This is a genomic window from Polynucleobacter sp. MG-5-Ahmo-C2 (genome assembly GCF_018687735.1).
GTDB lineage: Bacteria > Pseudomonadota > Gammaproteobacteria > Burkholderiales > Burkholderiaceae > Polynucleobacter.
Genome location: NZ_CP061304.1, coordinates 399,840 through 413,973 on the forward strand (window position 1 = coordinate 399,840; position 14,134 = coordinate 413,973).

Sequence of the window (14,134 nt, forward strand, 5' to 3'; positions counted from 1 at the left end):
CCATAGCATTATGAAAAAGTATTTAATTGCGTTCTCGGCTTTTTTGAGTCTTGGGCAAACTGCATTCATTCCGATTGCCTCTGCAGAAAACCCTCGAGTAGCGATCCCGGATTTTGCAGATTTAGTTGAGCGCGCAAGTCCAGCAGTTGTGAATATTCGGACCACAGAAAAAGTGCTAACTCAGCAAACTCCAGGTGGCATTCCTGGTATGCCAGAAGATCAGGCAGAGTTCTTTCGTCGTTTCTTTGGTGTCCCTATTCCCGGTATTCCGAATGGATCAAAACAAGCGCAACCAAATCCAAGCAAACCTCAAGAAGCGGATCGTGGAGTTGGCTCAGGTTTCATTATTGAATCTAATGGTTTGATTTTGACTAATGCGCATGTTGTTGAGGGCGCAACAACGATTTATGTGACCTTAACTGACAAACGTGAGTTCAAAGCCAAGTTATTAGGGATGGATAAACGTACTGATGTCGCGGTTGTGAAAATCGAAGCACGTGACTTACCGAGATTGCCACTAGGGGATTCCTCTAAAGTGAGAGTGGGCGAGTGGGTTCTGGCGATTGGCTCACCCTTTGGGCTTGAGAATACGGTCACGGCGGGTATCGTTTCAGCAAAGAGCCGCGATACTGGGGACTACTTACCTTTTATTCAGACTGATGTTGCAGTCAACCCCGGTAACTCTGGCGGCCCACTGTTAAACACTGCTGGCCAGGTCATCGGCATTAACTCCCAAATCTTTAGTCGCTCTGGCGGCTACATGGGCATTTCATTTGCGATTCCAATTGATGAAGCGATGCGTGTAGCAGATCAATTGCGCACTAATGGCAAGATGACTCGTGGTCGCATTGGTGTTGCCTTGGGTGAGATGACAAAAGAAGTGGCTGAGAGTTTAGGTTTGGGTAAACCTCGGGGTGCTTATGTTCGTAATGTAGAGCCTAACGGCCCTGCAGCAGCGGGTGGCATTGAAGCGGGGGATGTGATCCTGACTTTTAATGGACGTGAGATTAATAAGTCGACAGATTTGCCGCGCGTCGTTGGCGAAGCTAAGCCGGGAACTTCAGCTACTGTGCAAGTTTGGCGTAAGGGTAGCGCTCGTGATTTAAGTGTCACCGTTGCGGATACTGATTCTGCGCAAACGGCTACTAAAAAGCCGGATACTCCCGCTAGCAATGGCAATAGCGTGAATGCATTCGGAGTGGCGGTGACAGATCTGTCAGATGCCAAAAAGAAGGATTTGAATATCAAGGGTGGGGTTGAAGTTACTGGCCTAGGTGATGGCCCCTTGGCAAGGGCGGGGGTACGCCCTGGCGATGTGATTATTCGGATTGCTGATGCTGATGTTAGCGGAGTGAAACAGTTTGAAGTCTTGCTTAAAAGCCTTGATGTCAATAAGGCTGTTCCGGTCTTTATTCGCCGTTCTGATAGCACTTTGGTTATCCCCGTAAGGCCAAAATAAGCCCTTTTTAGGCTAGAAAATGGGGTTTGCTGCCTTTTAGGCGCCACCCATTACAATCCCCTTAAGACGACTTTTTGCAGCGCATCATTGTGGTGCGTTCTGACAAGGCGTTTTTTGAATGACCTATTAAGACGCTATGGATTTAATCCGCAATTTTTCTATCATCGCCCACATTGATCACGGCAAATCCACGCTCGCGGATCGCATTATTCAGCTGTGTGGTGGTCTTTCTGATCGCGAAATGGAAGCCCAAGTTCTCGATTCGATGGATATCGAACGTGAGCGCGGCATCACTATTAAAGCCCAAACTGCTGCACTCAATTACAAAGCCAAAGATGGGAAGATTTATAACCTTAACCTGATCGATACCCCGGGGCATGTGGATTTCTCTTATGAGGTCAGTCGCTCTTTATCCGCTTGTGAGGGTGCATTGTTGGTGGTGGATGCAAGCCAAGGGGTTGAGGCTCAAACGGTTGCTAACTGTTACATGGCTCTTGAGTTGGGCGTTGAAGTTGTACCAGTACTCAATAAGATTGATTTACCCCAAGCCGATCCTGAGCGTGCCAAAAAAGAAATTGAAGACGTCATTGGCATTGATGCCTCCGACGCTGTCACATGCTCAGCTAAAACGGGCTTAGGTGTTGCGGATGTCATCGAGGAAATGATTGCCAGGGTACCTTCGCCAAAAGGAAGCGCAGCAGATCCATTGCAGGCCTTGATTATTGATTCCTGGTTTGATAACTACGTAGGTGTTGTCATGTTGGTGCGTGTTGTGAACGGCACCTTAAAACCAAAAGAAAAAATTACCTTAATGGCCAATGGATCAAGCCATTTGGTCGAGCACGTAGGTGTTTTTAGTCCGAAGTCAGTAGACCGCCCAGAGTTATCTGCCGGTCAGGTGGGTTTTGTGATTGCCGGCATTAAAGAATTAAAAGCTGCCAAGGTTGGAGATACCGTTACGCATTCTCCAGGGCAGCAAGGTCGAGTTCCCGCTGCTGAACCATTGCCTGGTTTTAAAGAGGTGAAACCTCAAGTGTTTGCTGGTTTATATCCAGTTGAAGCGAGTGAGTACGATCAATTGCGTGAGTCACTTGAGAAGTTAAAGCTCAATGACGCATCTCTATTATATGAGCCAGAGGTATCTCAAGCTTTAGGTTTTGGATTTCGCTGTGGCTTCCTAGGCTTGCTCCATATGGAGATCGTGCAGGAACGTTTAGAGCGCCAGTACGGCATGAATCTTATTACCACCGCTCCAACAGTAGTGTATCAAGTGCAGCAATCAGATGGCACGATCTTAATGGTAGATAACCCATCCAAGATGCCGGAGACCAGTAAGGTCGATATCATCATGGAGCCAATTGTGACGGTCAATCTCTATATGCCGCAAGAGTATGTGGGCTCAGTGATTACATTATGTGTTGGTAAGAGAGGTATTCAGACGGGGATGAACTATTTGGGTCGCCAAGTACAGCTCACCTATGAATTGCCGATGGCTGAAATTGTGTTGGATTTCTTTGACAGACTGAAATCCATCTCTCGTGGATACGCCTCCATGGATTATGAATTTAAGGAATATCGCCCAGCAGACGTCGTTAAAGTAGACATCTTGATCAACGGTGATCGGGTTGATGCCCTGTCGGTTATTGTCCACAGAAGTAATAGTCAGCACCGTGGCCGTGAGGTGGTCTCTAAGATGCGTGGGATTATTCCGCGTCAAATGTTTGATGTAGCTATTCAGGCTGCAATCGGTAGCAATATCGTTGCGCGTGAAAACGTCAAAGCTTTACGTAAAAACGTATTGGCTAAATGTTACGGCGGTGATATCTCTCGTAAGCGTAAACTTTTAGAAAAGCAAAAAGAAGGTAAGAAACGCATGAAACAAGTGGGGAATGTGGAAATTCCACAGGAAGCTTTCTTGGCCATTTTGCAGGTGGAGGATTAATGAACTTCGCTTTCATTCTTTTGATCTTGGTGGTTCTTACAGGCATTGCCTGGGTTGCTGACAAGATTTACTTTGCACCCCAAAGGCGTTTAGCTGGTAGCGATCGTATGCCTTTGTGGTTGGAATACACTGCCGGCTTTTTCCCGGTGATTTGCGCAGTATTTGTTTTGCGTTCTTTCATTGTTGAGCCCTTCAAGATTCCTTCGGGCTCCATGATCCCAACCTTACAAATCGGTGATTTCATTTTGGTAAATAAATTTACCTACGGAATTCGTTTGCCAGTGATCAATCAAAAAGTAATTGATCTTAACTCTCCAAAGCGTGGGGATGTAGTGGTGTTTCGTTATCCGCGTGATGAGTCGGTTGATTACATCAAGCGCATAGTCGCCTTGCCTGGTGATGTTATTTCTTATCAAGATAAGCGTCTGACGATTAATGGCCAACCGTTGCAATACAGTGGTGGCGAGTCTTATCTTGATCCTGAAAATATGCGCTATGCCAAGCGCTACGCTGAAACTTTTCCTGCAGACCTAGGTGGTAATCGCCACGAGATCTTGAACGACCCGGATCGTCCTGCAACGATGTTCCCAACGGAGCGCTTCCCAGGGGCAGAATTTTGTCAATATCAGCAATCTGGCTTGACCTGTAAAGTCCCACCCGGTCATTATTTTGCGATGGGTGATAACCGGGATAACAGTGCCGATTCTCGTTATTGGGGCTTTGTGCCCGATAAAAATATTGTAGGTAAAGCCTTCTTTGTATGGCTAAACCTGGGTAATTTAGGTCGCATTGGCGGCTTTGAGTAATAGATCATGAACGCGCGCGCTGTTATCGAAACTGGACCCTTACAAGAGCGTCTTGGCTATGTCTTTAAGAAGCCTGAGCTCTTAAATCAAGCTTTAACTCACCGCAGTCATAGCAAGAAAAATAATGAGCGCTTAGAGTTCTTAGGTGACTCTATTCTCAATTGTGTGGTCGCTGATTTGCTTTATGAGCGTTATTCAGACTTGGATGAGGGCGATCTCTCACGTGTACGCGCGAATTTAGTGAAGCAACAGGCTTTGTATGAGATTGCACAAACTTTATCCCTATCCGACTATCTTCGTTTGGGTGAGGGTGAGCTGAAGAGCGGTGGATTTCGTCGTCCTTCAATTTTGGCAGATACTTTAGAGGCGGTTACTGGCGCAATCTTCTTGGATGGCGGCTTTGATGCTGCTAAAGGGTGCTTGCGTAAACTGTATTCTGTGATCCTGGCTCAGGTGGACCCTAAGACCTTGGGTAAGGATGACAAAACCCTTTTGCAAGAATGCTTACAAAGCTATCAATTACCGTTACCAGCCTACAACGTGACTGGCACTACTGGCGCTGCTCATAACCAACAATTTGAAGTGGAATGTTTAATTCCGAGCCTGAAGGTAGCAGTAAAAGGTGATGGAGCTTCACGCCGAGCCGCTGAACAGTCAGCCGCTAAGACTGCTTTGTTAGCAGTTCTCAAAGCATTGCCACAGGAGTCTCGAAAACCCAAGAAAACTCGGTCGGCTAAGAAAAAAGCAGCCAAAAAAGAAGTGGCCGAAGAGCAGTTAAATCTTAAGCTGAAGGGCTAATCGTGTTTAGATGCGGCACTATCGCCATTGTTGGGCGTCCCAATATGGGCAAATCAACACTCCTAAATGCATTGGTTGGTCAAAAGATCAGCATTACCTCGCGCAAGGCTCAAACGACGCGTCATCGTATTTTGGGCATTCAAAATAGAGAAGAGGCGCAGTTTATCTTTATTGATACACCAGGCTTTCAGACGCGTCTGATGAATACCCTCAACAAGGCATTGAACCGCACCGTAACAACTGCTCTGCAAGATGTGAACGTTGCTTGTTTTGTAGTTGAGGCGGGTTACTTTGGCGAAGATGACAAGAAAGTTTTAAAGCTTCTGCCTGAGGATTTGCCGGTAGTGTTAGTTCTGAATAAGCTTGATCTTTTCAATAGTCGTTTTCAGACGCCTTCTGAACGCGATCAAGCTTTGTTGAACTTTATGAAAGAGATGTCTAAGCCTTGGTCTGAATTGGGTGGTCACGAAGATCAAAAGTGTGAGTTTTCAGAAATTGTGCCGATGAGTGCTAAAAGTCCCGGTGATATTGAGAGACTCTTAGACGTGTTGGAGGGATACCTTCCAGAGGCTGAAGCTGTATACGATGGCGACACCATTACTGATCGTAGCGAACGCTTCCTAGCTGCTGAAATTCTGCGTGAGAAAGTCTTCCGTTTTACGGGCGAAGAGTTGCCGTACACCTCTACAGTAGTGATCGATCAATTCAAGATGGATGGCAAGATGCGTCGCATTGCTGCTACCATTTTGGTCGATCGCGATAGTCATAAAGCTATGATCATTGGGCAAAAGGGCGAACGTTTGAAAAAGATCTCAACTGACGCACGCATCGATATGGAAAAACTTTTTGATGGCAAGGTTTTTTTGGAGACTTGGGTCAAAGTGAAACGTGGTTGGGCTGATGATCGCGCTGAATTACGGGCACAGGGCCTGGAATAAGTCCACATGGCCTCGATTCGCGTTGCTGACGAGCCTGCTTTTGTATTGCATAGCATTCCCTATAAAGAAACCAGCTTAATTCTTGATGTCTTTACAAGACAGTATGGCCGAATGGCTTTGATTGCCAAAGGGGCAAAGCGTCCTCACTCCACGCTGCGTCCTGTATTGCAACGCTTTCAACCGCTACTCGTATCTTGGAGCGGTAAGTCGGAGCTTCGAACCCTAACCAAGTCTGAGTGGGTGGGCGGTACGCCCTCATTGGTCGGTGATGCTCTGCTTTGCGGCTTCTATCTCAATGAGCTGCTCGTCAAGTTCTTGGCCCGTGAAGACGACTATGAAAAACTCTACGATCGCTATACAGAAACCATTAATGCTTTATCTAATCTCGAGTTTGAGTCTAAGGGTCTAGAAGAAATTCTGCGCCCATTTGAGTTGTCACTCTTGCAAGAGACTGGTTATGCAGCAGCCTTAGATCGCTGCGTAGAAACCAATGACTTACCAGATGCCAAGACCCAGTATGTCTATCAGCCGGAGCGCGGTGTTCGTCCAGTTCAAGGTGATGATCCTGGACATTGGCCGGTATTGACTGGCAAGTCCTTGCTGGCAATTGCAGTTGGGGATTTCTCTGATCCAGAAACTCTGTCTGAAAGTAAGCAGCTGATGCGTTTCTTGCTTGGCTTGCACCTACAGGATCAGGTATTGACTACTCGCCAGATTTTGATTGATTTAAAGAAAATCTAGTAATCTACAGTCATGACAACCCAAGCCTTAGAACTCGGCATCAATATCGATCACGTAGCTACGCTACGCAATGCTCGAGGGACAGTTTATCCGGACCCTATTCAGGCAGCGCAACTGGCTGAAGAGGCTGGCGCAGATTTAATTACCCTGCATTTACGGGAAGATCGACGTCACATTAAGGATGCTGATTTGCTGGCATTGCGCCCACTCATCAAGACGCGTATGAACCTTGAATGTGCGGTGACCCCTGAAATGCTGAGCATTGCTTGTAAAGTAAAGCCACACGATGTGTGCTTAGTGCCTGAGAAGCGTGAAGAGGTGACGACTGAAGGCGGTTTAGATGTTCTTGGCCATTTCGAATCAGTGAAAGCAGCGACCAAGCAATTACAAGATGCAGGTATTCGGGTGTCATTGTTTATTGATCCAGAAGAAAGGCAAATCCAGGCCGCTAAAGATCTTGGTGCCACCGTAGTGGAATTGCATACTGGTCGTTATGCAGATTTATCAGGTGTAGGGCAAGCGACGGAATTGGAGCGTATTCGCAAAGCAGCACAGTTTGGTAAAAGCATTGGTTTGAGAGTTAATGCTGGCCATGGTCTCCATGAAGGCAATGTCGTATCGATAGCCGCCATTGCAGAGCTTTCCGAGCTCAATATTGGCCATGCGATTGTGGCTGAAGCATTATTTAAAGGTTGGCAAAAAGCGATCAAAGATATGAAGGTCTTGATGCTTCAAGGTAGAAAAAAGTAATTCAAATGGTCATCGGCATCGGCACGGACATCCTTCAGATCGAGCGCTTACAAGCTGCTTACGATCGCACCAATGGTCGTTTGGCAGAGAGAATTTTGGGTCCTGATGAGATGTTGGTCTTCAAGCACCGCCTTGCTAGAAATCACAAGCGAGGGATTGCCTTCTTGGCGACTCGCTTTGCTGCTAAAGAAGCATTCTCCAAAGCCATTGGTTTAGGTATGCGAATGCCCATGACATGGCGCTCATTACAAACCTTAAATGAGCCTAGCGGAAAGCCGGTCACTTCGTATCTAGGTGCGCTAGCTAAATTTATGGAAGAAAAGAATTGGGAAGCTCATGTGACTGTGAGTGATGAGCAAGATATGGCGATTGCCCATGTCATTGTTACGCAGAAGTAAAAATTGGAAGAGGAAGAGATGAGTGTATTCACTATGAACCCAGGTCCAGTGACCTTAGACGTAGTTGGTCAGGAATTAAATGCCGAAGACCGCCGCCGCATCTTGCATCCCTTGACCGGTGGAGTGATTTTATTTGGTAGAAATTTTGTCAACCGTCAGCAGCTCACTAAACTCACCTCCGAAATTAAAAAGTTGCGCCCCGATGCATTAATTTCAATTGATCACGAAGGTGGCAGAGTGCAGCGCTGCAAAACGGATGGTTTTACCCATCTTCCAGCAATGCGGAAACTTGGTGAGCTTTGGGGCGCGCAAAGTAAATCAAGCCACACTGCCGAGTCAGCGGTGCTTGCTATGGCAGCAGCTACTGCTTGCGGCTATGTTTTAGCTGCTGAGTTACGCGCTTGCGGTGTGGACTTCAGCTTTACACCTGTTCTGGATTTAGATTTTGGTCGAAGTGGTGTGATCGGGGACCGTTCCTTTAGTCGTGATCCACAAATTGTGTTTGCCTTGGCAAAGAGCCTCAATGAAGGGTTGCGTTTAGGTGGCATGGCGAACTGCGGCAAACATTTTCCGGGGCATGGTTGGGCAGAGGCGGATTCGCATGTAGCTATTCCAGTGGATGAGCGTTCCTTGCCAGAGATTTTGAATGACGATGCAAAGCCCTACGAATGGTTAGATCTAAGCTTGGCAGCAGTAATGCCAGCGCATGTGATTTATCCTAAAGTTGATAAACATCCAGCAGGATTTTCTAAGATTTGGTTGCACTCTATCTTGCGTCAAGAATTAGGCTTTGAAGGAGTGATCTTCAGTGATGATCTATCAATGGAGGGTGCGAGTGTTGCGGGTTCGGTAGTGCACGGTGCTGAAATGGCGCTAGATGCAGGTTGTGATGCAGTCTTAATCTGCAATCGACCAGACCTAGCTGACCAATTGCTTGCAAAGTTGAAAGTCAAGAAAGCCAAGCAGTCTGAATCTGCTACTCGCCTTAATCGCCTTATGCCAAAAACTACTACCTTATCCTGGGATGAGTTGCAAAAAGAAGCGGAGTATCAGCATGCTAAAGGTTTGCTAAAGCAAATGAAGTTGATTGTTTAAGACTTCACTGACTTTGGAGGTAAGAAAAAGCCCGGCAAGCCGGGCTTTTGAACAACAGTAGTTTGCTACTTTTTTTACTTAGTTAGCGCGGCTACGGTATTCACCAGTACGAGTATCGATCTCAATCTTGTCACCAGTATTGCAGAACAAAGGTACTTGCAATTCATAGCCAGTAGCCAATTTTGCATTCTTCAATACCTTGCCTGAGCTAGTGTCGCCTTTAACAGCTGGCTCGGTGTAGATGATTTCGCGAACAAGTGAGTTAGGCATTGCTACGGAGAGTGCCTTACCTTCGTAGAACACTACTTCACATGGCATGCTTTCTTCGAGGTAGTTCAATGCATCACCCATGAACTCGGCTTCAACTTCATATTGGTTGTAATCACTATCCATAAAGACATACATTGGATCTGCGAAATAAGAGTAAGTGCACTCTTTCTTGTCGAGGATTACAACATCAAACTTATCATCGGCTTTGTAAACACCTTCATTTGGTGCACCAGTTAATAAATTCTTAAATTTCATTTTCACAACTGAGGAGTTGCGACCGGAGCGGCTATATTCGGCCTTTAAAACGACCTGGGCATCAGTGCCAATCATAACTACGTTACCAACGCGGAGTTCTTGTGCTGTTTTCATCTTGCTATTCCTGGGTGCAGAGCTAATTTTCTGCGGTTTTTATCAAAAACAAGATTGTAACCGCCCGCAAGTCTTTATTGCAGGCCTAGGCTATAAAGCGCACTAGGCGTGCTGCTAGACCGCCATCCCCTTGCTTTTTGAGTAAGTGGGTGCGCCAGGCTTTTGAGTGGGCGCTCCAGGCATCTAAGGATTTAAGCCACTCACTGGGCATGGCCCAGGTCATCGCAGCAATGGCGGCTAATCTCAGTTCTTGACTGGCATTTTCTAGGTACAAGTCTAAGAAGGCGGCTAATTTCACCTCATGAGCGCGATCTTCTTGAGGGTAGATGTGCCAAATAAATGGCTTGCCAGCCAATTGAGCGCGGATGAATGAATCCTCGCCTCGAACAATGTTGAAGTCACATTGTGAAAGCACCCAGTCATATTCATCTTGCGATACGAATGGCATTGATAGTAGCTGTATATTTTCAGGCAAAGCAATTGCTTTGCCACCATAGTGATTTAACAGCTCGGCATGACCAGGGGTTAGCAGTACATCGATATTCTCTCCATGGGTGGCCAAGTCTTCAAGCCATTTGCGCAAGGGCGCTCCGGGGTAGCAAAAAATACTGATGCGTTTTGCTCCAGGTCGAAGTTTTAACCAAATGGATTTCAACCTGATAGGAGTGAGATGGCTAACTTGCTCCCCTTCTGTGGGGATAGGGTCGAGAAGTAGGCCGCCAACATCATCTTGAAACCCTGGGAAGAAAAAATACTTCGGAATACCGTGAGATTGTGGCGATGCCTTCCTATGAAATTCAGCAATCCATGGTTCAGCACTGAGATACTCTAAATTGATGATGATTGGCTTTGCGGGAGCGATGAAGAGTCCCGCAAGATAGCGTTCTGGCAAATGACAGCCAAAGGCTTCAATCACCACATCTGGGGTTTGTACGGTATGGCGTGCGTTGCTATGGCTGGCTTCCCATGGTTGGATATCAATTTGATGGGTCAAAGCTTCATCACTTCCAGAAGCGAGTAAATTAAGGGTTGGCAGGTCATCGCAGAATATGCGTACTTCCTGACCATGAATACTTGATAAGCTGCGGGCTAGACGCCAGCAAATACCGGCATCACCATAGTTATCTACGATTTGGCAGAAAATATCCCAACGCATGAGCAATTCTTCTTTTGAAAACCTTCAGCAGGACGTTAAACGGCTACCCGGATTGCCGGGGGTATATCGCTTCTTTGATGAAGCGGGGCAGATTTTATATGTGGGCAAAGCTCGCAACCTTAAAAAACGCGTTTCTAGTTATTTTCAAAGTAAACAACTGTCACCGCGCATAGCGCTGATGGTGGGCAAAATTTCCCGCTACGAAACAACAGTAACACGGACCGAAACTGAAGCCCTCATTCTAGAGAACAACCTCATCAAAGAGTTGGCGCCACCATTCAATATTCTATTTAGAGATGATAAGTCTTATCCCTATGTGATGTTGACGGGTCACCAGTTTCCAAGATTGGCATCGTATCGTGGCAAGATCGACAAGCGTAACCACTACTTTGGACCATTCCCAAATTCTTGGGCGGTACGTAATAGCGTGCAGATATTGCAAAAAGTATTTCGCCTGAGAACCTGTGAAGACTCTGTATTTAAGAACCGTAGCCGCCCTTGTTTACTTCATCAAATTCATCGTTGTAGTGCTCCTTGTGTTGGTAGATTGAGCGTTGAACAGTATGGTCAGGATGTGGCCCAAGCAACTCGCTTTCTGGAGGGTGATCACAGTCGAGTGTTGTTAGAGCTTGAAAAAGAAATGCATGCGCATAGCGAAGCTATGGAATTTGAAATGGCTGCAGTATTGCGTGATCGTATTGCTGACCTTTCAAGTGTGCTGCAGCAACAGTCGATGGATACTGTCGCCGAAGGCGAGGGTGATGTGGACGTGATTGCTGTTGCGCAAATGGAAGGAATGGTTTGTGTGAACTTGGCAATGGTCCGTGGCGGTCGTCACCTCGGTGATAGGGCTTATTTCCCCAAAGGTTTGCGAACGACTTCTGGCGAGTTGCCATCTCCCTCAGAAATTCTGGAAGCTTTCATTGCGCAACATTATTTGGAGGAGAATATTGATGGGGTGGCTTCGGGAGCAACGACCAATTTAATTCCGCCGGTATTGGTTTTGAATCACGCTTTGCAATCTATTAGTGATGATGTATCCAAGCTCAGCGATATACCTCCCGAAGATTTGCATGAGCTATTAAATGCGCAGGCTGGCAGAAAGATTACCTTCTTGCATCAACCACAAGGACAAAGACGTCACTGGCTTGCAATGGCTGAAGGGAATGCCAAAATTGCTTTGACTAAGCGCTTGGTTGAGACTGGCGGCCAATTAGCTAGGGCGCGTGCGTTGGCGGATATTCTGGCGCTGGATTTAGAGAGTCTTGAGCAATTACGTATTGAGTGTTTTGATGTTAGCCACACCTCTGGTGAGGCAACTCAAGCCTCTTGTGTGGTTTATGCAAAGAACGCGATGCAATCAAGTGAATATCGCCGTTTTAATATCGCTGACATTACCCCGGGTGACGACTACGCTGCTATGCGTCAGGTGCTCCAAAGGCGCTACGCAAATTTTCAAGAACTTCCAGTAGACAAAATCCCGCAAGTCATTTTGATTGATGGCGGTAAAGGTCAGGTTGAGATGGCAAGGCAAGTCTTTTCTGAATTTGGTATGGATGTTGGTTTGATTGTTGGGGTGGCCAAAGGGGAGGGGCGTAAGGTCGGCTTAGAAACATTAATTTTTGCTGATGGACGCCCGGCCTTAGAGCTTGGTATTGATAGTGCGGCTTTGTTATTGGTAGCTCAGATCCGTGATGAGGCCCACCGCTTTGCAATCACTGGCATGCGTGCCAAGCGAGCTAAGGCGAGAACGGTCTCCCGTTTGGAAGAAATCGAGGGTATTGGCGCTAAAAGACGCCAAAAGCTATTGGCCCGTTTTGGTGGTTTAAAAGGGGTTGCCAATGCAAGTATTGAAGAGATTGCCAGCGTAGAGGGGGTCTCACTCACTCTTGCCGAGCAAATTTATCGCCAGCTCCACTAGTAGATTATTCATTCAATTGGTTTATGCTTAATGCATGCCATTTAATCTCCCCATTGCTCTAACCTGGTTGCGTGTCGCAGCAATTCCGTTGCTGGTAGCAATCTTTTATCTCCCTGGCGCTTGGTTGAGTCCTTTTGAAAAGAATGTCATCGCAACTATCATCTTTGTATTTGCTGCGCTCACAGATTGGTTGGATGGATTTTTGGCGAGACGGATGAAGCAAGAGTCCGCCTTTGGACAGTTTTTAGATCCTGTTGCAGATAAATTAATTGTGGCTGCAGCATTATTGGTTTTACTGAATATGGATCGCGTTCAAGTGTGGGTCGCTCTCATCATTATTGGTCGCGAAATTACTATCTCTGCTTTACGAGAGTGGATGGCTTTGCTAGGGGCTGGTAAAAGTGTGGCCGTGCATATGGTCGGAAAACTAAAGACAACGGTGCAATTGGTGGCAATTCCGTTTTTGTTGCTGAATGACACTTTATTTGGATGGTTAGATTGCGCCAGAGTGGGCACCTGGTTAATTTGGGCAGCTTCATTTTTAACGCTCTGGTCCATGTTCTATTACATGAAAAAGGCGTTGCCACAGTTGGTTGGCAAAATCGATTAAATCTTATAAACCCCAGCTAGATAGGGTTCAAAGGCTTTTTTTATTCGGGTAATTTTTAGCTTTCTATGGGAATAATGCTTTCTCTTTGATTGTTTGTTAAACTATCGCCCTGTTATGCGGGAATAGCTCAGCTGGTAGAGCGATACCTTGCCAAGGTATAGGTCGGGAGTTCGAACCTCCTTTCCCGCTCCAAGTTCGATGGGAAGCCCTCAAAAGCTTCCCATTTTTGATTTCGGTATTTGGCGCGTTGGCCGAGTGGTTAGGCAGGAGCCTGCAAAGCTTCGTACGGGGGTTCGATTCCCTCACGCGCCTCCAGTAATTTCGCTTGACGAAATGGGGGCATCCCCTAAAATACTTTTGTGCAATGTAAGTAAAGAAGCCTTCATTACCTAGAGCAAAAAATGATCAAAACCCATACTCTTAAAATCAGTGCGCTTGCATTGTTTATGTCTGTCTTAGTGGGTGGCTGCGCCTCTTCTGGAGACTCAGCTACTGGCACTCCTAGTGAGGTCCAGGAGGTGCAAACTCAACTTCTTGGCGATATGCCGTTGCCAGCCGCCTCAAAAATTATTGGCTCAGATTCCTTGATTATTGGCCGTGGCGATAGTTGGGTTGGTCGTGTTGTGTTGTCTGGTGTGCAAACACCAACAGATATTTATGCGTTCTTCCAGTCTGAGTATCCGAGAGCGGGTTGGACAACCATTAGTGCGGTGAAATCAAAAACAAGCATTTTGGTTTTCACTAAAGGTGATCGCACTGCTACGGTTGAGCTCAATGAGGGTTCTTTAGCTGGACCTAAAACGATGATCACTATTACCTCGTCACCAAAGAATGCAAACGTAATCGCGCCAAGCCGTAAGTAATTCGGATTAATGAATAAA

Annotated in this window: 14 protein-coding genes and 2 tRNA genes; 14 read left to right on the top strand and 2 right to left on the bottom strand. The window is 46.5% G+C overall.

What is annotated here, in order from left to right; translation table 11 throughout:
- Nucleotides 1-10: 10 nt before the first annotated feature.
- From C2740_RS02155 to nagZ, 9 genes are all read left to right on the top strand, one after another.
- Nucleotides 11-1,459: a DegQ family serine endoprotease gene (locus C2740_RS02155; RefSeq protein ID WP_215293785.1), complete on the top strand. Its 1,449-nt coding sequence runs from the start codon at nt 11-13 to the stop codon at nt 1,457-1,459.
- 136 nt (nt 1,460-1,595) lie between these two features.
- A complete protein-coding gene (gene lepA / locus C2740_RS02160) occupies nt 1,596-3,401 on the top strand; it encodes a translation elongation factor 4 (protein ID WP_215293786.1) in 1,806 nt (601 codons plus the stop codon).
- A complete protein-coding gene (gene lepB / locus C2740_RS02165; RefSeq protein ID WP_215293787.1) occupies nt 3,401-4,207 on the top strand; it encodes a signal peptidase I in 807 nt (268 codons plus the stop codon). The genes lepA and lepB overlap by 1 nt, the downstream gene beginning before the upstream one ends.
- Before the next feature lie 6 nt (nt 4,208-4,213).
- The gene (rnc, locus tag C2740_RS02170) at nt 4,214-5,005 is read left to right on the top strand and encodes a ribonuclease III (protein WP_215293788.1); all 792 of its coding nucleotides are present in this window, start codon (nt 4,214-4,216) and stop codon (nt 5,003-5,005) included.
- 44 nt (nt 5,006-5,049) lie between these two features.
- Nucleotides 5,050-5,943 carry a GTPase Era gene (gene era, locus C2740_RS02175; protein ID WP_251369708.1) on the top strand — a complete coding sequence of 298 codons (894 nt, stop codon included), beginning with the start codon at nt 5,050-5,052 and terminating at the stop codon, nt 5,941-5,943.
- Between the two features lie 6 nt (nt 5,944-5,949).
- Nucleotides 5,950-6,684 carry a DNA repair protein RecO gene (gene recO / locus C2740_RS02180; RefSeq protein ID WP_215293790.1) on the top strand — a complete coding sequence of 245 codons (735 nt, stop codon included), beginning with the start codon at nt 5,950-5,952 and terminating at the stop codon, nt 6,682-6,684.
- 12 nt (nt 6,685-6,696) lie between these two features.
- Nucleotides 6,697-7,434 carry a pyridoxine 5'-phosphate synthase gene (pdxJ, locus tag C2740_RS02185; protein ID WP_215293791.1) on the top strand — a complete coding sequence of 246 codons (738 nt, stop codon included), beginning with the start codon at nt 6,697-6,699 and terminating at the stop codon, nt 7,432-7,434.
- Between the two features lie 5 nt (nt 7,435-7,439).
- Nucleotides 7,440-7,832, top strand: a complete 393-nt coding sequence (gene acpS, locus C2740_RS02190; RefSeq protein WP_215293792.1) for a holo-ACP synthase — start codon at nt 7,440-7,442, stop codon at nt 7,830-7,832.
- A gap of 18 nt (nt 7,833-7,850) precedes the next feature.
- The gene (gene nagZ, locus C2740_RS02195; protein WP_215293793.1) at nt 7,851-8,927 is read left to right on the top strand and encodes a beta-N-acetylhexosaminidase; all 1,077 of its coding nucleotides are present in this window, start codon (nt 7,851-7,853) and stop codon (nt 8,925-8,927) included.
- Between the two features lie 78 nt (nt 8,928-9,005).
- Here the strand turns inward: nagZ and efp are convergent, their stop codons facing one another.
- Both efp and earP read right to left on the bottom strand, forming a co-directional pair.
- Entirely contained in the window at nt 9,006-9,566 is a 561-nt protein-coding gene (efp, locus tag C2740_RS02200) for an elongation factor P (protein ID WP_215293794.1), read from the bottom strand.
- An 85-nt stretch (nt 9,567-9,651) separates the two neighbouring features.
- Nucleotides 9,652-10,722, bottom strand: coding sequence for an elongation factor P maturation arginine rhamnosyltransferase EarP (gene earP, locus C2740_RS02205; protein ID WP_215293795.1), 1,071 nt, complete (start codon nt 10,720-10,722; stop codon nt 9,652-9,654).
- Between earP and uvrC the strand changes: the two genes are divergently transcribed.
- The 5 genes from uvrC to C2740_RS02230 all read left to right on the top strand — a co-directional run bounded on the left by uvrC (nt 10,721) and on the right by C2740_RS02230 (nt 14,116).
- On the top strand, nt 10,721-12,643 hold the full coding sequence (gene uvrC, locus C2740_RS02210) for an excinuclease ABC subunit UvrC (RefSeq protein ID WP_215293796.1): 1,923 nt from the start codon (nt 10,721-10,723) through the stop codon (nt 12,641-12,643). The genes earP and uvrC overlap by 2 nt on opposite strands.
- A gap of 34 nt (nt 12,644-12,677) precedes the next feature.
- Nucleotides 12,678-13,253, top strand: coding sequence for a CDP-diacylglycerol--glycerol-3-phosphate 3-phosphatidyltransferase (gene pgsA / locus C2740_RS02215; protein ID WP_215293797.1), 576 nt, complete (start codon nt 12,678-12,680; stop codon nt 13,251-13,253).
- A gap of 116 nt (nt 13,254-13,369) precedes the next feature.
- Nucleotides 13,370-13,445, top strand: a tRNA-Gly gene (locus C2740_RS02220).
- A 49-nt stretch (nt 13,446-13,494) separates the two neighbouring features.
- A tRNA-Cys gene (locus tag C2740_RS02225) sits at nt 13,495-13,568 on the top strand.
- An 86-nt stretch (nt 13,569-13,654) separates the two neighbouring features.
- A complete protein-coding gene (locus C2740_RS02230) occupies nt 13,655-14,116 on the top strand; it encodes a hypothetical protein (protein ID WP_215293798.1) in 462 nt (153 codons plus the stop codon).
- Nucleotides 14,117-14,134: the final 18 nt, after the last annotated feature.

Coding starts and splice junctions, on each gene's coding strand:
- efp (WP_215293794.1), bottom strand. CDS start 9,566: ATGAAAACAGCACAAGAACTCCGCGTTGGTAACGTAGTTATGATTGGC.
- C2740_RS02230 (WP_215293798.1), top strand. CDS start 13,655: ATGATCAAAACCCATACTCTTAAAATCAGTGCGCTTGCATTGTTTATG.
- rnc (WP_215293788.1), top strand. CDS start 4,214: ATGAACGCGCGCGCTGTTATCGAAACTGGACCCTTACAAGAGCGTCTT.
- pdxJ (WP_215293791.1), top strand. CDS start 6,697: ATGACAACCCAAGCCTTAGAACTCGGCATCAATATCGATCACGTAGCT.
- lepA (WP_215293786.1), top strand. CDS start 1,596: ATGGATTTAATCCGCAATTTTTCTATCATCGCCCACATTGATCACGGC.
- uvrC (WP_215293796.1), top strand. CDS start 10,721: ATGAGCAATTCTTCTTTTGAAAACCTTCAGCAGGACGTTAAACGGCTA.
- earP (WP_215293795.1), bottom strand. CDS start 10,722: ATGCGTTGGGATATTTTCTGCCAAATCGTAGATAACTATGGTGATGCC.
- nagZ (WP_215293793.1), top strand. CDS start 7,851: ATGAGTGTATTCACTATGAACCCAGGTCCAGTGACCTTAGACGTAGTT.
- C2740_RS02155 (WP_215293785.1), top strand. CDS start 11: ATGAAAAAGTATTTAATTGCGTTCTCGGCTTTTTTGAGTCTTGGGCAA.
- acpS (WP_215293792.1), top strand. CDS start 7,440: ATGGTCATCGGCATCGGCACGGACATCCTTCAGATCGAGCGCTTACAA.
- lepB (WP_215293787.1), top strand. CDS start 3,401: ATGAACTTCGCTTTCATTCTTTTGATCTTGGTGGTTCTTACAGGCATT.
- era (WP_251369708.1), top strand. CDS start 5,050: ATGGGCAAATCAACACTCCTAAATGCATTGGTTGGTCAAAAGATCAGC.
- recO (WP_215293790.1), top strand. CDS start 5,950: ATGGCCTCGATTCGCGTTGCTGACGAGCCTGCTTTTGTATTGCATAGC.
- pgsA (WP_215293797.1), top strand. CDS start 12,678: ATGCCATTTAATCTCCCCATTGCTCTAACCTGGTTGCGTGTCGCAGCA.